This window comes from Pyrinomonadaceae bacterium (assembly GCA_036277115.1).
Classification (GTDB): Bacteria; Acidobacteriota; Blastocatellia; order Pyrinomonadales; family Pyrinomonadaceae; genus UBA11740.
Genome location: DASUNM010000024.1, coordinates 210,379 through 232,304 on the forward strand (window position 1 = coordinate 210,379; position 21,926 = coordinate 232,304).

The window sequence follows — 21,926 nt, forward strand, 5'->3', positions numbered from 1 at the left end:
TCATGACTGAGCCGCCCCAGCGACTGATTTCACTCGACGTGTTCCGCGGCATCACGATCGCGGGCATGGTACTCGTCAACAATCCCGGATCATGGTCGAACATCTATTGGCCGCTGGGGCATGCGCAGTGGCATGGCTGGACGCCGACGGATCTGGTTTTTCCGTTCTTCCTGTTCATCGTTGGCGTGGCGATCCCTTTGGCTCTCGGGAAGCGGGTCGAACGTGGCGACGAACTGAAACCGATCTTTCTCAAGATCGTCTTTCGGACGGTATTAATTTTTCTCCTCGGGGAATTTCTCGCCGGCTTCCCATACTTTCAGCTTTCCACGATTCGGATACCCGGTGTATTGCAACGCATTGCGGTCTGCTACTTCTTCGCGTCGATCATTTACCTGACGACGCGCCCGCGCACGACTGCGATCATCGCCGTGGCGCTGGTCGTCGTTTACTTCCTGCTCATGAAGCACGTGCACTGGAACGGGTATTACGTCGGTGACTTAAGCAAGGAAGGAAATCTGGCGGCGATTATCGATCGTAAGTTGCTCGGACCGCACATTTGGAAAGGCGGCGTCGTTTACGATCCGGAGGGGTTGCTCAGCACGATGGGCGCGCTGGCGACGACGTTAATCGGCGTGCTGACCGGCAATCTCATTCGCGGAAAAGAACGGACGGCGATCGACAAAGTGGTCGTGATGTTTGTCGCCGGCATCGTCTGCATAGTCATCGGTTGGATTTGGAATGCGTGGTTTCCGATCAACAAGTCGCTGTGGACCAGTTCTTACGTGTTCTTCACCGGCGGGTTAGCGCTGCAATTCCTCGCCTTGTGTTACTGGCTGATCGACATCAAGGGTTACAAGGCCTGGACGAAACCGTTCGTCATCTTCGGCGTCAACGCAATCGTGTTGTTCGTGGGCACGGGCGTGATGGGGCGTTTAATGGGGATGAACTCAGGCTTTATGGGACGCTTTACGTCGATGCTTCACATCAGAAGGCCCGACGGATCGCCGATGGCGCTGCAACCATTCATTTACAACCACGTGTTCGCTTCATGGCTGCCGCCTAAGCCCGCATCCTTGGCGTTCGCGCTCTCATTCATTCTGCTGTGGCTGTTTCTGATGTGGCTGCTGTTTCGGAAGAATATCGTGATCAAAGTTTGATTTGGACAGCGGCGGCTTGACGCTGCTTTAGACATTCGAGAGACAGCGGAACGATCCAAAGCGCCGTCAAGCCGGCGCACTCCAAATAATGAAGGAGAAAGACTATGCCAACTTACATTGCGCTGCTCAACTGGACGCAGCAGGGAATAGCTAAAGCTAAGGAAAGTCCGAGCCGCCTGGACGCCGGACGCGAGGCGTTCAAGAAAACTGGCGTCGAGATTAAGGACACGTACCTGACGATGGGACGTTACGATCTTGTTTGCGTAATTGAAGCGCCCGACGATGAGACCTACGCGAAAGCCGTGCTCGGACTTGGCGCACAGGGAAACGTCAGCACCGAGACGCTGAAGGCGTTCACCGAGGATCAATACCGGAAGATCGTCGGCTCGTTATAAAAGGCGCTTCTCTTGCGGTGTGCCGCCCGATATGCGAAATACCTTTGGCCTGCCGAGTTGCTCCTATTTTGACGCACCCGCGCGCGGGCACGAGTGCTAAGTCCGCGGTGAGGGTGTGCTATGATCGCGGCTTCCAAACATCTTTGAAGTTTCTGATTTTCCGGTCTTCTCCCCAACCGGTTTCCGCTTAAAGATGGAGGTGATAATGAACAGAGGCGTCCGACTCGTACTCGGCCTTGCTCTCGTCTTCTCCGCCGCATTCGTCGAAATTCCTACCGTCACCGCATCTCGCGCCGCCGGGCCGTATCTCAATGTCGCCCTCCCCCAGCAGGCTCGGAGGAACAGCATCACCGGTCATATCTTCGGCGAGTCGCGTCGCCCGCTCTCGGATGTGTTTATAGAGTTACTGGATGATATGGGAGTGACCATCAACCGCACGCGGACAAATGCGTCCGGTCGCTACGAATTCACGGGACTCGCGGAGGGCCGCTTTAGAGTCAGAGTTTTGCCTTACGGGACGGTCTATGCGGAGCAGGCGCAGGAGGTTCTCATTGCGAATGTCTCAGCTCGCGGCGGCGGCACGGGCAGCGAAATCCAGCAGCGTGATTTCTACCTGACGCTGAGGCCCGAAGTGAACGCCGGCCCGTTCGTCGTTCCGGGCACCGTCTTCGCGCAGGAGGTGCCAGAGGCAGCCCAAAAACTCTACGAGAAGGGCGTCGGCGAACTACGTGAGAAGAAAGAGAAGGAAGGTTTTGAGAGTCTGAGACAGGCGCTCGCGGCGTTCCCCGACTACTTCCTTGCGCTTGACCGCCTGGGCACGGAATACGCGGTGCGTGGCAACGCGAATCCGGCCTACTTCGAGGCGGCCCGTGTCCTCCTCACGAAGGCCGTGGGGGTCAACCCCAGAAGCTTTTCCAGCACGTTCGGCCTCGGGTTCGCACAGTACCACCTGAGGATGATCGACAGTGCCGTCGAGAATTTCCAGCGAGCCGTCGACCTCTACGACAAATCGGTCAACGGCCACCTCTGGCTTGGCGTCGCGCTGAAGAAGTTGGGTAAGCTCCAACAGGCCGAAGTGTCGCTCACACGCGCCAACAAGCTGGGCAACGGCAAGGTGGCCGAGGTTCACATGCGTCTGGCCGAGGTCTACAGCGAGCAGAAGCGTTACAAAGAGGCTGCCGACGAGTTGGAGCTTTTCCTGAAGAACCAACAGGACGCGCGCGACGCGGAGAAGATTAGGCAACTGATCGCACAATTGAGAGAGAAGGCGGGCGCCAAATAGCCACAAGCGGCGTGGGGTGAAATATCCCGCGCCTTTACGCGAGAACAAAAGAAAGCCCATCCGGTTTCCCGAATGGGCTTTCGAGTTTAAGCAGGCGACCTGGAGCCGCCTTAGAAGATAAACCGGACCCCGAGGCGGATGCTTCGACCGCTTTGGAAAGAGTTGGTCAGACCGTAACGTTCGTCTGGGCCACCCCCCTGGTTCGGGTCGTTGATGATCGCCCGGATTGCGTTGATGGTTGAAATCCTCTGGAAGTCCCCACCGGCTTGAATGAAATCGGTCGAAAGGCCGATCTCATCTCCCGCGAAGTTGAAGCCGCTGATGTTGTCAAATACTGTCAGGTCGTTGCTTTCATTGAAAACGTTCAGGACGTCCACATCGAACACCAGCATGAACCGCTCGCTACTGCCGAAGCGGATCTTGTGGCGGAGGGCGAGGTCCGTCTGCGTGAACATGCTGGTACGCCCCAGGTCGCCGCGCCTATCCAGGATGATGCTGTCGTAGCTCTGGAAGGTGAAGCGCGTCGTGAGCGGCGTGCCGCTCTGCATTGTGGTGAAGCCCGAGAACTCGGTAGAGTGGCCGGTGCCTCCTCCAAACTGCTCTTTCCAATCCAGGGTGTAAGCGCCATAGAACTTGAAGACATGCGGCCGGTCGGTCGGCAGACGCCCGTTGTCGAGCTGGGCGTTCGCTGTGTAGGCGCTGAACGGCTGGTCGAAGTAGCGGTTAACGTTCGGGCTGGTGCGCCCGTCCTCGTCCGAGCTGGCGAGGCCGGAGTAGTTGCCAAACAGGCGGCTAAACGTGTAACTCGCATTGAAGTAGTAACGCCGCGAGAAGTGTTTGTCGAGCCGTAACTCAAGGGCGTCGTACTTTCGCACCGCCTTGGGCGAATCAAAGCCAAAGTCTGCGTATATCTCTTTGGCCAGCCCCTCGCCGGGATTGCCGATGATGTAGATTTCGCTGCCGCTGGCGTTGTGGAAGCCGATGTCCTCTACAGCCCGGTCAACCTGCTTGTGCGTGAAGCGCCCGCTGAAGAGATAGCCACTGCCCAGGTCGCGCTCCATCCCCACGGTGAACTCGCTCTGCCGAAACGGCTTGATGTCGGGATCAATTCCGCCCGCTTCGAGGAGCGGGAGTCCGGAATTGGACGCTACACGGAAGTCGAGTTGGCAGCGTGTTCGTCCAGGAAAGGCATCGGGAATCGGGCACTGGCCGCCCGACGGGATGGCGGTACCCCCGCCGATGAACTGCGGGGTAAAGTTCGTGAACGCCCCGTCCCCCGGGAATATCTCGAAGTAGTCGTTGCGGAAGAAGTTACCGCCGAAAGAGCCGCGCGGCAGCTCGTACTTGAACCGGTCGAAGAACCTGCCGTAGCTCGCGAAGAGCTTCGTCTTGCCGTCGCCTGTCAGGTCGGCGGCGAAGCCGAGGCGCGGGGCGAGCTTGTCGCCGAAGCCAAACGTAATGCTGGGCTGGCCCGGGATGAAGCTGGGCGCGTTTTCGCGTTCGGCGCGGATGCCAAGGTTGAGCGACAGCCAACTAGTCGGCTGCCAACTGTCCTGGAAGTAGATCGCCTGGTTCTTGCTGCTCGCGCTCCCCTGCTCGCTGAACCGCTGAATGAGCCCTGAACCGATGGCGCCAGGCGTCGGCGGAAGGATACTGGCGGAGATGCCGGAGGTAAAATTGATGTCGCGCCCGTAGCGGATCGAGACCTGGTCAATGAAAGTGTTGAATACGTCGTTGGCGAGCGCGTTCAGCTGGAAACCGCCCTTGAACAGATGGCGACCGCCGAAATTGCTCAAGTAGTAGCTGGCGTCGACGTCGAACGTCCTTCGGCGCGAGGCGTCGAACAGGAGCTGCTCCGAGAAAAGGCGGTTGAAAGACCCGCGCTGGCCGCCCGCCTCCGCCGGGGGAGTGAGGCTCAGGCCGCTGATGAAAATGCGGGCCTGCCCGACGATGTTCTCCACGCCGTAAGACCCGATGGCCTCGTTGAGGAAGCTGTATCCGCCGCGCGCCGTGAGGACGAATTTGCTGTTCGGCGTCCACGTGAGCTGCCCCGTGACATTCTGCGAATTCTGACGACCGCCGTGCTCGCTCAGGTCGGCGGGGTCAACGGGCGAGCCGGAGAGCGCGTCGGAAAGCAAAGGCAGCTCGCCGTCTTGCTCAATTGGGTTCCACAACCACGTGCCGCTGAAGCGCAGGTTGTTGGTGACGCTGGCGTCCAAGCGGGTGAATGCATACTGGTTGACCTGGCGCAACCTGTAAGTCTCCGTGCCGACGATGCTGCTGTCGGAGGTGTCAATGAAGTTGATGGTGCGACGGGTGTTGCGTATCTGTGGTGTATAACTCGCGAAGAACCAGGCGCGATCTTTAATGATCGGGCCGCCCAAGTTGAACGTCGGGAAGTGATTGGTGCCCTCGTCCTTCGGTGGCTGGAAGTAAGTCGCCGGGCCGAAGGCATTGGTCAGGATGCGGCGCGGGCCAGCCTGCAGGCCAGCGGGCTGGAAGGAGGTCCCGAACTCGCCGTGCCAATCATTGCTGCCGCCCTTGGTGACGACGTTGATAACGCCGCCTGTCGCGCCGCCGAATTCGGCCTCGAATCCGGAAGACTTAACCTGCACCTCCTGCACGAACTGAAACGGAATGTTGTTGTTGGCGTTCAAAGTGCCGGTGCGGAAATTGCTAACCTCTTGGCCGTCAATGACATAGGTGTTCTCGGAGCCGGATGCTCCATCAATTTGGAAGCCTCCGCTCAGTGGCTCATTGCGAACCGCCGGGGCGACTTGTAGCAGGCTTGTGAAGTTGGTGCCCTTCGGCAGCAACTCGGCGGCTTGCGCCGTGATGTTGGTCTGAATCCTGTTACTCGTCGGGTCAATCGACGGGGTGTCGGTCGCGGTCACCGTCACCGTCTCCGTCACACCGCCGGCTTTCAGAGCGACGTTAACCGGAGTTGTTCTCCCGAGCGTCACCTCGACATCAGTTACTGTGCTCCCTGAGAACCCGGAGGCGGCGCTGACAGCAACCGTGTAGAAGCCGGGCGGCACCTGTAATATGCGCGCGAAGCCGCCCTCGTCTGTGGTCACCGTCCGGCTAAAAGCGCCGGTACCGGTGGCGGTCGGGTTCGCAGCGTCAACGCTGCTGCGACGCTGGACGGTCACCGTCACGCCGGGCACTACACCGCCCTGCGGGTCTTTCACCGTCACTTCAATGGAACCGGTCGTCTCTTGACCGAAGCCGAGGCTGGACACGCTCAAGATGAGCGCAGCGGCCAAGGCGATAATTCTAAGTGTAATCTTCATATTTTTGAGGCTCCTTCTGCAAAAATTAGGAGGGGGATCCAAAATTTTGTACTCTGCGGGGTAAGATAGCTCGCATCCTGGTTAAGCGCAAGACTAATTAAGCGTTGTTTTCAACTTGCTAGTTCGGAGGGACTCAAGGAGCAGTTCTCAGATTTACTGACAAGGCTGGCTTTTTTTACTTCTGACCTGTGTAATTGCCGGGACTTGCTGAGTGACTCAGCTACCTTCCATATCCCGGACCACGCAAGACTTTCCCCGCCAAAACCGGCGTGCGCTGCCCGTTGTCTACTTCGACCTCGCCATTGACGATCACAAAATTGATCCCCACCGGGTACTGGTGCGGCTGTTCGAAAGTTGCGCGGTCAATCACGGTCTTTGGATCGAAGATGGTAATGTCGGCAAAGTAGCCCTCGCGTAACAATCCGCGCTGCTTCAAGCCGACTTTCGTCGCCGACATTCCCGTCATTTTGTGGATCGCCGTCTCCAGCGACATGAGTTTTTCCTCGCGCACATAACGGCCGAGAATACGCGGATAAGTACCCCAACCGCGGGGATGCGAGCGTCCGCCGGATAGCGGCCCGTCAGTCGCCCGCGCGCCCGTGTCGGTACAGATGCTGACGAACGGAGACTTCAAAGCGGCCTTCATATCGTCCTCGTTCATCATGAAAAAGATCGCGCCGGTCTGGCCGTGATCGGCCACGATGAAATCCAAAAGCGCGTCCAGCGGATCTTTGTTCTCAGCGGCGGCGACTTCAGACAGGCGTTTGCCTTGCCACTTTTCGAGGTCGCGATTTGTGACTGAAGCGATCTGAATTCCAGTGGCGCCACCACTGCCCAGATAGATGTTCTCCCAGTCTTTCGGATCGCTTGAGATTTCTTTCTTCAGTTGTTGCCGGATGCGCATGTCACCCAGGCGCGCAATCATTTTGTCGGTCCCGCCTTCCTGGGCCCACGGTGGCAGACACGCACTCAGAGAAGTGCTGCCGGCAATGTAAGGATAAACATCGGCGGTTATCTTGAGGCCACTCCGGCGCGCGGCGGCCACGCGTCGCAGCATCTCAGGCATGCGGCCCCAGTTCTTCTTGTAGGCCGTTTTGAAATGCCAAATCTCGGTCGGTATGTTTGCGCGCCGGGCAATTTCAAAGACCTCGCGCATCGATTCATCGATCGCGTTTGCCTCGCTCCGTTGATGAGTGATGTAGATGCCGCCGCGCTGCCGGGCAACTTTCGCGAGCTCGACAATCTCGTCCGTCTTCGCGAAGCGCGCCGGGACGTATTGCAGGGAAGTCGAAAGCCCAAGCGCGCCCTGATTCATGGCGTCGGCCACGACGGTTTTCATCTTCACCATTTCTTCGGGTGTCGGCGGTCGATTGTCATAGCCGATTACGTACTCACGAACCTGCGTCGCGCCGACAAACGTACCGAGGTTGACGCCGATGCCTTGACGTTCCAGCCGCTTGAAATATTGATCGAATGTTCGCCAGTCGACGGTGAGGTTGTACTTTCGATTGAAGGCCTCCTGCTCTTTCAGAATCTGATCGTTAATGGGCGCAACTGATTCGCCTTCGCCCGTGATTTCAGTCGTCACGCCCTGCATGACCTTGCTCATTGCGCGGCCGTCAATCAGCAGAAACTGCTCTGACTGGCCGAGCATGTCGATGAACCCGGGCGCGACAACTTGTCCGCGCGCGTCAATCTCGCGTTTTGCTCTTGCCCCTCGAAGATTCCCGATACGCGCAATCCGGTCACCTTTAATTGCAACGTCGGCATTAACGCCGGGCCGCCCACTGCCATCGATGACGCGACCGTTGCGGATGATGACGTCGTATTCCGCGGCCGCGGGCTGTGAAGATGTAGTCATATCAATCGAGCTGATGACGATAATTACTAAACAGATCAAGCTGAGCAGCAGTCTCACGTTGTTGACCTCCGGCATTGACCCTCGCATATCGGAAAACGGCGCCGTTGATTATAATCGCGATTCTTTGATTTCAGCGCGAATTCGGAGTGCGGCGGCTTGACGCCGCTTTTCATGTGAATAGACTCGCCATCCGCGATTGAAAAGCGCCGCCAAGTCGGCGCACTCCAAAGTTTGCTAACGCTCAAGATTCTGTTAAGTGCTTTATTGCTGAGACAAACGTGAAGAACAAAAGACTCACCGTGGCCGACGTCGCCCATGTGGCGGAAGGAGAAGCGTCCGGCCCATCTGACGCCGTCGTCACAGATGTCACGCATGACTCGCGTCAAGCGAAGGCCGGAACTTTGTTCGCCGCCATCCGCGGCGAGTTGTTCGACGCGCACAAATTCATTCCACAGGTAATGCAACAAGGCGCTGAAGGCGTCATCTCCGAAGCGGAAAGACCTGCCGATTTCACCGGAGCCTGGATTCAAGTAAAGAACATTCGCCGCTCGATGGCTCTGGCGGCCGCCGAAGTTCATCATCATCCTTCACGCGAATTGAATTTGGTCGGCATTACCGGAACCAACGGCAAGACGACAACGGCGTATCTGGTCGCCTCGATTCCTGAAGCAGCCGGCGAACCGGTGGCGATGACGGGCACAGTCGAATATCGGCTTGGCAAAGAACGACGAAAGGCCGGCCGGACGACCCCGGAAGCCACGGACATGCAGCGGATGTTACGCGAAGCTGTGAATATTGGCTGCAAGACCGCGGTGATGGAATGCTCTTCACAGGCGATGGATTTTCACCGTTGCGACTCGCTGGAGTACGCCGTCGCTGTCTTCTCGAATCTCACTCGCGACCACCTCGACTATCACAAGACGATGGAGAACTACTGGTACGCGAAGCAGCGGCTATTCGATGGGCGGCTGGGATCGCGGCCAAAGACTTCAGTTATCAATCTGGATGATTCGTACGGCGTTGAGTTGGCCGATCGGCTGAAGGGCGATGGTCTAAACGTCGTCACGTATGCTGTGAAAGCGAACGCCGACATAACCGCGCACGAGCTGGAATTCTCTTTGGCGGGAATGCGATTTCGTCTGCGAGTCAAAGAAGGTACGCACGCCTCCGGCTTGCTGCAGGCTGAAAGCCTGCGTACCGAACTTGATTTCGCCTCGCCACTGGTCGGCCCGCCGCACGTTTACAACACGTTGGCCGCGGTCGCGACTGGTCTTTCGCTCGGCTATTCGCTCGAAGTGATCACGAAAGCGCTGGCGAAATGCACGGGCGCACCGGGACGATTCGAAGGCGTGCTGCACGATGGCAAGTTCGCCGTGGTGGTGGATTACGCGCATTCGGACGATGCGCTGCTGAACGTGTTGCGGACTGCTCGCGATGTTACGAAGGGAAGAATCATCACGGTGTTTGGCTGTGGCGGTGATCGCGACAGCAGCAAACGCGCGCCAATGGGCGAAGCAGCCGGGTCGTTGAGCGATGTTGTGATTCTGACTTCAGACAATCCGCGCACGGAAGATCCAAACCAAATACTCTGTGACGCTGAAGAGGGGATTAAGAAGACCGGCAAGCCATACGAGAAGATCGCCGATCGCCGCGAAGCCATTCATCACGCAATTGCGCAGGCGCGCGAAGGTGACCTGGTCCTGATCGCCGGCAAGGGACACGAGGACTACCAAATCATCGGGCGCGAGACTTTTCATTTCGACGATAAGGAAGTTGCCCGTGAAGCATTGGTAGAACGTGGATCTGGGCGATGAGGTCACTACCACCTGCGTTAGCAGGTGGGTCAAAGAGTTAAGCTTTGAAGTCGCTTTGACCCATCCGCTCACGCGGATGGTACTGACTTCATTTCGTCAGTCGCAAGAGAGGTTCTTCAAGCGCTTCACTCCTAGCGAAGTTACGAAAGTCATTAAGGCACGAAGACACAAACTCGAGGAATAGTCTTTGTGTCTTTGTGCCTTTGTGGTAAACCCGTACGAATTTCTCGATGAAGCCAACTTCACAAGAGGGACTCGTACGCGGTATTCGCCGTTGGGACCTTGTCGCCGTTACCATCAACGGCATTATCGGCGCCGGCATCTTCGGCCTGCCGGCGAAGACTTACGCGCTGATCGGAACCTATAGCCTGCTCGCCTTCATCGCGTGTGCCCTCGTCGTCACGCTCATCATTCTTTGCTTTGCTGAAGTTGGCAGCCGCTTCGAGGAAACCGGCGGGCCTTATTTATATGCGCGTGAGGCCTTCGGCCCGACGGTAGCATTCGAAGTTGGTTGGCTGATTTGGCTGGCGCGGCTGACGGCCTTTGCCGCGAACTGCAACCTGATGGTGAGCTACCTCGCATTTTTCTGGCCAACCGCAACATCGACAATCCCCCGCGCCTTGATCATTACCGGGGTAGTGGTCGCACTGACGGCCCTTAACATAACCGGAGTCAGGCAAGCGGCGATCGCGAGCAACGTATTCACCATCGGCAAGCTAATCCCGCTGCTTATCTTCATCGCGGCCGGTTTGTTCTTTCTCAATCCCGGCGCGTTCACTTTCGGCGCGGCGCCTGCGACGGGGGCGTTCTCCCAATCAGTGCTGTTGCTGATCTATGCGTTCACCGGGTTCGAGATGGCGGCGATTCCGGCGGGCGAGACGAAGGATCCGCGCAGAGATCTTCCGCGAGCTTTACTGATTGCGATTGGCGTCGTGGCGGTGGTTTACGTGCTGATTCAGGTCGTCAGCATCGGCACTCTGCCTGGGTTAGCTAATTCGACAAAACCTCTGGCCGACGCCGGTCAGCAGTTTCTGGGCACGGCCGGCGGCGCGCTGATTTCCGCGGGCGCAATCATTTCTATTACCGGCAATCTGAATATTATTTTGCTGTCCGGCTCGCGCGTGCCTTTCGCGATTGCCGAACAGAAGCAGTTGCCGAAGTTCGTCGGTGCCGTTCATCAGCGCTTCTTTACTCCACACGTTTCCATCCTCATCACCGCGGCGATCATGTTTATCCTCACGCTTAAGAGTTCGTTCGTAGCGGCTTTGACGATCAGCGCGATTGCGCGGCTGGTGACCTACGCAGCTACATGTCTGGCGTTACCGGTGCTGCGGCGGAAGAAAGACGTACCCGAAGCAGTGTTCCGCGTGCGCGGTGGAACTATTGTCGCGATAGCCTGCCTGGTTCTGATTGTTTGGCTCCTGCTCAACAGCACTTTGTACGAAGCGATAGTCGCCGCGATTGCCGCCGCCGTCGGATTCCTGATTTATCTGGCGTATTGGTTTTACCGGAAGCGCTCTTCGTAAATTCGGCCATCCTCGCCTGCTCGTGGTGTATCATCACGTCACCCCGTCAAAAACAATTTCCAATGGCCGCCAGTCCGCAGCAATTCCCAGAAGACGATCACTTGGTTGGTGAGTTGCGCGACATTGTCGGTGACGAGAATGTCCTTTCCGAACCCGACGAGTTGCTTGTTTACGAATGCGACGGCTTACCGCAACACAAGCACCTGCCGCGCGCGGTAGTGTTTCCAAACTCAACTGAAGAGACCGCTGACGTACTGGCGTTACTGCACGACGAAGGCGTGAGCTTCGCGCCGCGGGGAGCCGGAACTGGTTTGTCGGGAGGCGCGCTCGCGATCAACCGCGGCGTCGTAATTGAGCTCGCGCGCATGCGAAAGATTCTGAAGGTAGATACTGAGAATCGGCTCGCACAAGTGCAGACGGGTTTGGTGAACGCGCAGCTTTCACGCGCCGTGGCGCCCTATGGTTTGTATTACGTTCCCGATCCTTCCAGTCAGCCGTCGTGCACCATCGGCGGCAACATCGCCGAAAATGCCGGCGGCATTCATTGCCTAAAGTACGGAACGACCACAGATCACGTCGTGGCCGCGCGCGTCGTTCTGGCGGATGGCTCGATCGTAGATCTCGACTTGAAGAGTCCAGGCTACGATTTGCTAGGCGCGTTTGTCGGCTCAGAAGGAACATTCGGCATCGCCACTGAAGCGACCGTAAAGCTGGTACCGATCCCGGCGGCCGTGCGGACGCTGCTCGCTGACTTTATGAAGGTTGAGGATGCGAGTCGCGCGGTCTCAGCCATAATCGCTGAAGGAATGTTGCCCGCCGCGCTCGAAATGATGGACAACGCGATCATCCGCGCCATCGAGGCAAATCCGGTGTTTGCGGCCGGAATGCCGATCGATGCGGGTGCAGTGCTGCTTGTCGAACTCGATGGTATCGAAGCCGGGATTGACGATGACGTGGAAAAAGTAGAAGCGATTCTGCATGCGCACGGCGCGCGCTCAGTACGTCGGGCGAACGATGAAAAGGAGCGCAAGAAACTTTGGGCCGCGCGCAAAGGCGCATTCGGCGCCGTCGGTCGCCTGATGCCGGATGTGATGATTCAGGATGCGGTCGTGCCACGCTCGCGATTGCCGGAAGTACTCGCTGAAACGTATCGCATTAGCTCGAAATACAATCTTCAGCTTGCCAACGTCTTCCATGCCGGCGACGGCAATCTGCATCCGCTGATTTGTTTCGATCTGCGACGCGGCGACGATTTGAATAACGTCCGCGAAGCGGGGCGCGAAATTATGGAAACCTGCGTGCGCGCCGGCGGGTCGATCACCGGCGAGCATGGCGTTGGGCTAGACAAGGCCAGTTATCTGCCGCTGATATTTTCTGAGGACGATATGAGCGCGATGCTGCAAGTTCGTGCCGCTTTCGATCCTTCGGGGCTGTGTAATCCGGGAAAGATCATTCCTGCGCCGGGCGGCTGTGGGGAAGGCCGTGCGGTGGCAACGCACAGCGTGTCAGAGCCGGGAGCGGTAGCGACCGGATCCGGTGGCCCCTTTGAAGGGACACCATCCACTGATTCGCGGTTGCGTGCGGATCCAGTCGCTACCGCTCGCGGTTCTGACGCGCCTGAGGGTTTAGCGCGCCGTAACTTCGTCCCTCACCCCAACCCTCTCACAAAGGGAGAGGGGGAGACGTCGGCATCCATCCGGCAACCGCTGCTCGCCGCACGCATGAACGAAACGCGTGTCGCACGTGAACTTTCGCGCCTGTTAGGCGATGTGGGGGTGCGCCGGCTAGCCGACTACACGCTCGACCTTCAGTCGAGCACACGCGCTGAAAGATTGATCGAAGTCACGCCGGCTTCTGCCGAACAAGCCGCCGAGGCTATGCAATTCGCCGCGCGTGCAGGCCTGGCAGTTGTTCCGGCGGGCGCGCGGACATTCGTTGAGGCGGGAAATCTGATGTCGCGCGCCGATTTGATTCTGAGCACGCGTCGCATGGATCGTCTGATCGCGCATGAGCCCGCCGATTTGGTCGCGACGGCCGAAGCGGGCCTGCCGCTCATTGAATTTCAAAAACAGCTCGCGCAGAACGGACAATGGTTACCAGTTGATCCCGCGGACGACGGCAGCGCGACTTTGGGTGGAATTATCGCGACCGGATCGAGCGGACCACAGTCGTTCGGTTACGGGCCTTTGCGATCTTTTGTGATTGGATTACGTGTCGTGCTCGCTGACGGGCGTCAGATCAAAGCCGGCGGCAGAGTGGTAAAGAACGTCGCCGGTTACGATCTCTGCAAGCTGTTCACCGGAAGTTTCGGGACGCTCGGGCTGATTACTGAAGTCACTTTCAAACTGCGGCCTCTGCCGGTTGAGACGCGTACGATTGTGGCCGTCGGATCGCGCGAAGCATTGCTCGTCGCCGGGCGGCTCGCGGCGAACAATTCTTTTCCCGTGGCGGTGGAAGTCGTGTCGCCTCTGCTGGCGGAAACGCTCGCGCTGCAAACGCCACCGGGCAAAGGTTTACTGTTGATTCGGTTCGCCGGCTCAACCAGAACGGTCATCACACAAACGGCGCAGGCCCTGAAGGCGCTCCGCGATGAGAACTTTCGTTGTGCGCTCTATGACGATGATGCGGCTCTTTGGCAGGTGCTGGGCAGCGCGCCGCTTCAGACTAATTATGATCTCGGTTGGAGTGCTCGGGTTCGCCCCACCGAGCTGCCCGGCCTGGTGGATGAAATCGGCAGGTTGGAAAGCGATGAAGCCTGGCATTCCGCGGTGCGCTGGCACGCTTCTGCCGGCGACGGCCGTTTGCGAGTGATGGCGCGCAGTCCTCTATATCATCAGGAGGCCGCGCGAGCGCTTGAAGGATTTAGGCAGACAGCAGAAGATCGCGGTGGCAGTTTAATTGTGGAAAGGGCGCCAATCGAGGTCAGACGCGTGCTCGACGCGTGGGGCAGCTTTGGTTCAGCGGATGAGTTGATGAGGCGTGTGAAGCAGCAGATGGATCCTGATAACGTCTTATCTCCTGGACGCTTCCAGTGATCGGGTCCTTTACAGGAGTTCGTCCCGTTGGGACGAGATGTTCATAAAAACCGGAATTGTTTGGTTAGCAGCTCCGTAGGTGCGAAATGGCTAAGCCGCATTTCGCTCCGGTCGGAGCTTGTTGATTTATATGGTCAGCGGTTCTATAAACATTTCGCTCCTGACGAAGCGATGAGTTCGATCGGAGAGGTTCTTATGACGCAGACAAGCTATCGATCAATTCGAAATATCTCAGCGCTGTCATTGCTGCTGTTTGTCAGTGCTTCGCTTATTCGAATCCCGCCAACTCTAACCGCGGTAACGCTCGCCGCTTCACGCGAACCGGTGCGCGCGCGTCACGGCATTGTCGCTTCGACCAACGAAGTCGCTTCGCGCGTGGGCGTGGACATCATGAGGCGCGGCGGCAACGCGATCGATGCGGCCATTGCGGTAGCGTTCGCTTTGGCGGTAACGCATCCGGCCGCGGGAAATCTGGGCGGCGGCGGCTTCATGATGATTCGTTTGAAGAATGGCAAGACGACCGCGATCGATTATCGCGAGATGGCGCCGGCGGCGGCACACCGGAATGTCTATCTCGACAAAGACGGCAACGTCATCAAAGGCGAGGGCGGACCGATCGTTGGCTATCGCGCGGCCGGCGTGCCGGGCACAGTGCGCGGCATGGAACTGGCGCTAAAGAAATATGGCTCCGGTAAACTTTCGTGGGCGCAATTGGTCGAACCGGCGAGAAGACTGGCGGCGAATGGCTTCAGAGTGACCCACTCACTGTCGCGTTCCCTGCGCGGCAACGACGATTACCTTTCGAAATATGCCGAGACAAAGCGCATCTACCTGAACAACGGCAACTTTTACAACGAAGGCGATCTCTTTGTGCAGTCGGATCTTGGAGCTACGTTCGCGCGCCTGCAACAGCGAGGGCCGAATGAGTTTTATGAAGGACAGACGGCGCGCATGATTGTCGATGACCTAAAACGCAACAACGGACTGATCACTTTGGGGGACATGCGTGGCTACGTCGCCAAGGAACGGGAGCCCGTGCGCGGAACGTATCGTGGCTACGAAATCGTTTCCATGCCGCCGCCGTCTTCCGGAGGCGCGGTGCTGATCCAGATGCTGAACATTCTTGAAGGATACGATTTGAAGAAGGTGGATTGGGCTTCGTCGGATCGCTATCACCTGATGACTGAATCCATGCGTCGCGCTTTTGCGGATCGCGCCGAGTACATGGGCGACACCGATTTCGTAAAAGTTCCGATCGCGGGCTTGATCGACAAAAAGTACGCAGCGCAACTGCGAAATACGATCAATCCCGAACGCGCTTCTACGAGTGAGCAAGTGAAAGCCGGGAAGCCGCTCGGTTATGAATCGAACGAGACAACTCACTTCACCGTCGTAGATGCGGAAGGAAACGCCGTCGCGAATACTTACACGTTGAACAACTCGTATGGATCGGCGGTCGTCGCAAAGGGAACCGGGATTCTCATGAATGATGAGATGGACGACTTTGCCGCAAAACCCGGCACGGCGAATCTCTACGGCTTGATACAGGGCGAGCGTAATGCCGTAGCGCCACGCAAACGTCCGCTGTCCGCGATGACGCCCACTTTCGTGCTGCGCACAGATGGTTCGCTCTGGTTCACGGTGGGAAGTCCGGGCGGCCCGACAATCATCAACACGGCGTTTTGCGTCATTACCAACGTGATTGACTACGGAATGAATATTCAGCAGGCCATCGACGCGCCGCGCATACATCATCAGTGGCTGCCGGATGAATTGGTCTTCGAGCCATATGGACTATCCGGCGACACGCAACGCGCTTTGTCCGCGCGCGGCCATAAGTTGATCGACAAGCCGCGCTACCTCGGCGACTGCGAAGGGATCATGATTGAAGACAAGACCGGCATTCGTTTGGGCGCGACCGATCCAAGAAGGAGTGATGGTCCGGCGGTTGGGTATTAAACAAGTTGGGTAGGCAAGATTGTTTACATTGCGAATACGCGATTTGGCGCCTAGAATATTCCCTTAAAGTCATGTCGAATCGACGCGAATATACCTATCATCTAACTAGCATCATTGCTGTCCTTGCAAGTCTGATTGGAGCTTACGTCTTATCTAGCAAACTGTTTAGCTGGGCTGTACTCAAGGATACAGGACACTTCTATGAGGTCACCCTCCAAGCCACCTTAGTACTGGGCGTTCTTCACTTTGTGCTCAATGCCCTTTTCTCCAAAGGCGTTCTGAAGTCCGTCATAGCGCTCGTCTTCAGAGTATCTAACCCAGAGGGAAAAGAGGCGAAAAGCAAACAGTAAGCTCCGCAATGGATGTAACCAAGGCATCTGTACTGGTCGGCGCTGTTTGTACGCTCATTGTTCTTCTTCTCACTATCGTTAGACAAAGGCGGTTCGACGTGTCTGATTTAGGAAGCTTCGTAGGCGCGTTCTTTTCGGGCACTAACTTGCCGCCAGCGATGTTCCTTTGTGCTTACGTGTTTCTTGCAGACCCAGCTTTGCAGAACACTCGTCTCAAAGGATACGAGAAATACATATCTCTAGCCGGTTTGGTTTTATTCCTGGCGAGTCTTATAGGCGTCTGGAGATTCTGCAGGGCAGCGTGGGAGAAATCGCGATGACAAAGTATTCGCTCATTATCCAGGCGACCGCCGATCCTACTTTTTTCGGATTTTATTCTCCTGCTCTCGAGGGGTTCACCGGTGTTGGCCATTCGATCGAGGACTGTCTTTATAAGGCGAAGTGGGGAATCGAAGAGCATGTCCAGTTGCTGGTCCAACAGGAACCGCCGATTCCTGATCCTAATCCTAACCCTAACGTCGTCGTTCAGAACGAAGCAGAGCTAGCCCCGGCCGCTTAGCGTCAAACGGAAGCATGGCCGCTGAACTATCAAACCTCTCGAGCGAGCTTTCCGCCCAACAAGATAAAATTCTCGCCTGCGTTCATTGCGGTCTCTGTCTGGAAGCTTGTCCCACTTACGTGGTGACATCCGACGAGAATGACGGTCCGCGCGGTCGCATCTATCTCATGCGTGCGGTTGAGGAAGGGCGCCTGCCCAGCACTTCGAATGCGTTTCGCACGCACATCGATCGTTGCCTGGGATGTCGCGCATGTGAAGCCGCGTGTCCGGCGGGAGTTGAATATGGACATCTGCTGGAAGCAGCGCGCGCGGAAATCTCCGCGACTACGAAGAAGCCAACCGGTGTTTACCGCCTGCTGAAATTCGTTTTGCGTCACGTTTGGCTGAAGCCGGCGCGTCTGAAAGCTGCGTTCGTGTTTGCGCGGCTTTTCCGCGATTCAGGCTTACCGAGATTGCTTTTGAAAACGAACATTCCGCGCGAGCTTTCGACGCAGTTTCAATTTGGGCTTGCGTTATTGGAGGCATCGCGTGTCAGTACCCGGAGCGGTAGCGACGGGGTTGCAGGCAAGATGCCTACGACTCCCGACAAAGTCGGGAATGCCGGCGCTCCTCTTAAGGCCAACGTTACAGTCCAGCTTTTCAAAGGCTGTGTCACCGAAGGTTTGTTCAAGCGCGTCAACGACGCGACCACGCGAGTAATGGAAGTTAACGGATGCGCAGTCCAGGTTCCCAAGCAGCAAATCTGTTGCGGTGCGTTGCACGCTCACGCCGGCGACCTCGAAGGCGCGCGCGAACTGGCGCGACAGAACATTGAGGCCTTCGACGGTGGATCAAACGGCGGACATCCACCGTCCATCGTCACGAACGCGGGTGGTTGTGGCGCGATGCTCGTTTCGTATGGACATCTACTGGCCGACGATCCGAAGTATGCGGAACGTGCGAAGCAATTCAGCGCGCGCGTGCGCGACATTGGGCAGCAGCTCGAAACGATCGGTTTTCGCAACGGAGCAAACATCGGCTACGAGCGCACGACTTATGACGCGTCATGTCATTTGCTTCATGGGCAGCGCGCGACCGATGCGTCTTTACAGATGCTCTGGGCGATTCCTGATCTAAAGTTTGCGCATTTGAACGGAAGCGATGTCTGCTGTGGCGGCGCGGGCGTGTACAACCTGCTCGAGCCTCAACTATCTCGCGCGGTGCTGGATGAAAAGCTGAAGCACATCAACGAGTCGGGCGCGGAAGTCCTCACCACCGGCAATCCCGGATGCCACATGCAAATCGCGGCAGGCGCCAAACTCGTGGGAATGAATCTGCGTGTTTGCCATCCGGTGGAGTTGCTCGACGAGTCGTATGCCCGCGCCGGCTTCTACAACACTAATCAAAAATGACCGATTGGACTTCGATTCGCGAGCAGTTTCCGGTAACGCGCCGGTTTGCCTACCTGAACAGCGCCGCCGCCGGCCCGGTTTCGATCAGTTCTCAAGCCGCGGCGACTGATTACTATCAGAAGATGATGAGCGACGGCGACGTGCACTGGTTTCGCTGGCTGGCGCAACGCGAAGCTATCCGCGCGCGCATCGCGAAATTCATCAATGCTGAACCGGATGAGATCGCTTTCACCACCAACACATCTTCGGGGATGAACGTAATTGTCGATGCGCTGGAAGAACGCGGGGAAGTGGTTTCCTGCGAACTCGAATTTCCAGTTACTACTTTGCCGTGGATGCACCGCCGCATTCCGGTTCATCTGGTGCGGGCGACAAATGGTGAACTCCTAATCGAAGATGTTCGCGACGCGATGACGCAGCACACGGGCGTCGTCGCCCTCAGTCACGTGCAGTTCTCGAACGGCTTTCGTATCGACCTGGATGAGTTAGGAAGAATAAAAGGTGACCACGTCCTCGTAATTAATGCGAGTCAATCCGCGGGTGTCTTCGAGATCGATGTGAAGCGAATGAACATCGACGCGCTGTGTGCGACCGGCCACAAGTGGTTAATGTCAGGCTACGGATCCGGGTTTGTTTATCTAAGCCGCAGTCTTTTGCAGCAAACTTCTTCGCGCGCGCTCGGATGGTTGAGTGTCGAAGAACCTTTTGAGATGCGTAACGACGAATTGCGGCCGCGTCACGATGCCGCCGCCCGTCTCGAGCTTGGCTGCCCGCATTTTGCCGGCATGTTCTCACTTGGGGCCGCGCTTGAACTGATTGAACAGGTCGGCATCGCGAACATTCAGGCGCGCGCGCTTCGGTTGAATCGGTTCCTTACCGACAAACTTACCGAGAACAATTGGAAAGTGCTTTCCCCGGTTCAGAACGATGGATCGCGATCGGCTGAAACGCTGATCGAGATCGATAAACCCGCGGATGTGGTTCGGGGTCTGTTTCGTCGGGGAGTTATTGTGACTGAAAAGCCTGAAGGAATTCGTGCGGCTACCCACTTCTTCAACGACGAAAGTGATATCGAGAGATTGATTGCAGCTCTGAACGAGATACGCGGCTAAACCTCAGGCGCGCGCCGCTTTCCGGCTTTGTTTTTGCTTGTCTTTGGAAGTCGTGGCCGCGTGTTCGCGAAAGTAATCCCGACAAAGTTGCAGAAACTTCTTCTGGATCGGCGATTCATAACCGCCCACGAGCCGCGCCAGTCCGAGCTGCCAGTTGATTTGCGCGCCTTCGATCCACCAGCGAACCAAGGTTCCTTTGGCGACTTCGTCGCGCACGGACTGCAGGGGCACAATGCCGACGCCCATGTCTTCCTCAACCATTCGTTTGATGGCGGCCAGCCGGCTTAACTCCATCGCGATTTTCGGCGTGACCCCCGCGTGCGCGAAGAATTGATCGATCAGGCGGCGCGTGTTTCCGCCGCGTTCGCCGAGAATTAGCTTCTCGTTCGCGAGCGCGTACGGGCTGACCACCTTCTGCTTTGCCAGTTTGTGACGCGGCGAAGCGATCGCGACCAGGTAATCTTCGTTGAGCAACTCAGTCTGAACGCCCCGCGCCTCGACAGGGAGGGAGACAAACGCGGCATCAATCTCTCCGCCCATTAGGCGGTGCACCAGCTCTTCGCTGGTTCCCGAAACGACAGAGGCCTCCACGGCCGGATGATCGTCTTTCAATCGCTTAAGAATATGTGGCAGTGGATCTCCGCTCACCATTGCCGACGCGCTACCAACGCGCAGACGGCCTTTCTCAGCGCCAGTGAGCGCCGCCATCTCCTGCAGCGCGGCGTCGTGCTCGCGCAAGATGGTCTGGGCGCGATCGAGCAGCTTCTCGCCCGCTTCAGTCAGGATCACTTTGCGCGGCGCGCGGATGAAAAGTCTCACCCCCGTCTCGCGTTCCAGTTGACGTATTTGCATGCTGATCGCGGCCTGGGTGACGTGCACCCGTTCAGCCGCGGCGGTGAAAGTGCCGGTCTCGGCGATGGCCACAAAGGCCCTCAATTGTCGGATTTCCATGTCCTTTACTGTATCACGCCTGATTATTACACGAATAAAATCTTTTAGTTTCCATGATGGCAACTTGCGCATCTAAAATCACAGGAAATGAGCAGCACCCTGCTTGAGCTTAACGTCCGAAAATCTCTGCCCGCCGTAATTCCACGAGCACAGCGCGCCAAAGGCCTTGTTGTGGGCGTCGATGGTGGTGGCACGGGAACTCGCGCCGTGATCATGGACGAGAAGCAGCGCGTGCTGGGCCAGGGTGAGTCCGGGCCGTCGAATCCTCTGCGCGTCGGCATTTCGAAAGCGGTGAGTAATGTGCGCGAGGCAATCGATCGCGCCTGCGCTGAGGCGGCTGTTCATCGCGACGATATCTCGAACGCGACGATTGGATTAGCCGGCGTGCGACGCAAAGATATCCATCAATGCACGCTCGAAAAGTTGAATGAGTGCCTGAAGGAAATTCGATCCATCGAGCTGCTGCCTGATGGCGAAATCGCTTTGTATGGAGCGACCGACGGCGAACCGGGATTAGTAGTCATCGCCGGCACGGGATCAATCTGTTGTGGCCGAAACCGGCAAGGCAAGAAAACATGTGCCGGAGGCTGGGGTCCGATAGTCGGCGATGAAGGCGGCGCTTCGTGGATAGCGCGCAAGGCTTTGCAGGCGGTTGCGCACGGCGCCGACGGACGCGGTCCGGCCACCGCGGTGACAAACGCAGCCTTAAAATATTTCAGAGTGGAAAATGCTGACGACTTATCGACTGCAATCTATTCGCCGACGATGACCAACGATCGTCTGGCGGGCTTTGCGCGCGAAGTCGTGCGCACGGCGCGGTCCGGCGATGCTGTGGCGCTCGAAATTCTTGAAGAGGCCGGCAGGGAACTGGCCGCAGCCGCGATTGCTGTGATCAAGAAACTGCGAATGGAAAAAGAAGAGTTTCGCGTCGCGTGCGTGGGCGGAGTTTATGGCGCGGGTGATTTGTTGCTCAGCGCCATGCAACAACAAATCAAGACCGTTGCCAAACGCGCTTACCTGGCGCAGCCCCTATTTCCGCCGGTGATGGCCGCTGCGCGCATCGCGCACGCGCACCTGCGCGACGAATACGCTCTGGCCGGATAGGCCAGACAGTTTCAAGTTCCAAGTTGGGCCATGAGGTCGGTACCACCTGCGTCAGCGGGTGGGTCAGTAACTCAACGACGTTGACTTTAGACCCATCCGCTCACGGGGATGGTACTGACATCCGCGCTCTCTAACTT

At 57.4% G+C, this 21,926-nt stretch carries 14 protein-coding genes; 11 read left to right on the forward strand and 3 right to left on the reverse strand.

Going from position 1 to position 21,926, the window contains the following annotated elements; translation table 11 throughout:
* Window positions 1-2: 2 nt before the first annotated feature.
* From VFX97_14450 to VFX97_14460, 3 genes are all read left to right on the forward strand, one after another.
* Entirely contained in the window at window positions 3-1,157 is a 1,155-nt protein-coding gene (locus VFX97_14450) for a DUF5009 domain-containing protein (protein ID HEX5704399.1), read from the forward strand.
* Between the two features lie 104 nt (window positions 1,158-1,261).
* The gene (locus tag VFX97_14455; protein HEX5704400.1) at window positions 1,262-1,552 is read left to right on the forward strand and encodes a GYD domain-containing protein; all 291 of its coding nucleotides are present in this window, start codon (window positions 1,262-1,264) and stop codon (window positions 1,550-1,552) included.
* 205 nt (window positions 1,553-1,757) lie between these two features.
* Window positions 1,758-2,834, forward strand: coding sequence for a tetratricopeptide repeat protein (locus tag VFX97_14460; protein HEX5704401.1), 1,077 nt, complete (start codon window positions 1,758-1,760; stop codon window positions 2,832-2,834).
* 110 nt (window positions 2,835-2,944) lie between these two features.
* Here the strand turns inward: VFX97_14460 and VFX97_14465 are convergent, their stop codons facing one another.
* Both VFX97_14465 and VFX97_14470 read right to left on the reverse strand, forming a co-directional pair.
* Window positions 2,945-6,127, reverse strand: a complete 3,183-nt coding sequence (locus VFX97_14465; protein ID HEX5704402.1) for a TonB-dependent receptor — start codon at window positions 6,125-6,127, stop codon at window positions 2,945-2,947.
* A 220-nt stretch (window positions 6,128-6,347) separates the two neighbouring features.
* Window positions 6,348-8,045: a D-aminoacylase gene (locus VFX97_14470; protein ID HEX5704403.1), complete on the reverse strand. Its 1,698-nt coding sequence runs from the start codon at window positions 8,043-8,045 to the stop codon at window positions 6,348-6,350.
* A gap of 221 nt (window positions 8,046-8,266) precedes the next feature.
* Here VFX97_14470 and VFX97_14475 point away from each other — a divergent pair, with 221 nt between their 5' ends.
* The 7 genes from VFX97_14475 (at window position 8,267) to VFX97_14505 (ending at window position 19,734) form a co-directional block, all read left to right on the forward strand.
* The gene (locus VFX97_14475; protein ID HEX5704404.1) at window positions 8,267-9,802 is read left to right on the forward strand and encodes a UDP-N-acetylmuramoyl-L-alanyl-D-glutamate--2,6-diaminopimelate ligase; all 1,536 of its coding nucleotides are present in this window, start codon (window positions 8,267-8,269) and stop codon (window positions 9,800-9,802) included.
* 230 nt (window positions 9,803-10,032) lie between these two features.
* Complete coding sequence (locus VFX97_14480; protein ID HEX5704405.1) at window positions 10,033-11,328, forward strand: APC family permease; 1,296 nt, start codon at window positions 10,033-10,035, stop codon at window positions 11,326-11,328.
* Between the two features lie 62 nt (window positions 11,329-11,390).
* Window positions 11,391-14,363, forward strand: a complete 2,973-nt coding sequence (locus VFX97_14485) for an FAD-linked oxidase C-terminal domain-containing protein (protein ID HEX5704406.1) — start codon at window positions 11,391-11,393, stop codon at window positions 14,361-14,363.
* A 195-nt stretch (window positions 14,364-14,558) separates the two neighbouring features.
* On the forward strand, window positions 14,559-16,322 hold the full coding sequence (ggt, locus tag VFX97_14490; protein HEX5704407.1) for a gamma-glutamyltransferase: 1,764 nt from the start codon (window positions 14,559-14,561) through the stop codon (window positions 16,320-16,322).
* 666 nt (window positions 16,323-16,988) lie between these two features.
* Complete coding sequence (locus VFX97_14495; protein HEX5704408.1) at window positions 16,989-17,231, forward strand: type II toxin-antitoxin system HicB family antitoxin; 243 nt, start codon at window positions 16,989-16,991, stop codon at window positions 17,229-17,231.
* Window positions 17,232-17,245: 14 nt separating this feature from the next.
* Window positions 17,246-18,622 carry a heterodisulfide reductase-related iron-sulfur binding cluster gene (locus tag VFX97_14500; GenBank protein ID HEX5704409.1) on the forward strand — a complete coding sequence of 459 codons (1,377 nt, stop codon included), beginning with the start codon at window positions 17,246-17,248 and terminating at the stop codon, window positions 18,620-18,622.
* Entirely contained in the window at window positions 18,619-19,734 is a 1,116-nt protein-coding gene (locus tag VFX97_14505) for an aminotransferase class V-fold PLP-dependent enzyme (protein HEX5704410.1), read from the forward strand. The genes VFX97_14500 and VFX97_14505 overlap by 4 nt, the downstream gene beginning before the upstream one ends.
* 3 nt (window positions 19,735-19,737) lie before the next feature.
* Here the strand turns inward: VFX97_14505 and VFX97_14510 are convergent, their stop codons facing one another.
* The gene (locus VFX97_14510; GenBank protein ID HEX5704411.1) at window positions 19,738-20,685 is read right to left on the reverse strand and encodes a LysR family transcriptional regulator; all 948 of its coding nucleotides are present in this window, start codon (window positions 20,683-20,685) and stop codon (window positions 19,738-19,740) included.
* An 87-nt stretch (window positions 20,686-20,772) separates the two neighbouring features.
* Between VFX97_14510 and VFX97_14515 the strand changes: the two genes are divergently transcribed.
* On the forward strand, window positions 20,773-21,789 hold the full coding sequence (locus tag VFX97_14515; GenBank protein HEX5704412.1) for a BadF/BadG/BcrA/BcrD ATPase family protein: 1,017 nt from the start codon (window positions 20,773-20,775) through the stop codon (window positions 21,787-21,789).
* Window positions 21,790-21,926 lie beyond the last annotated feature (137 nt).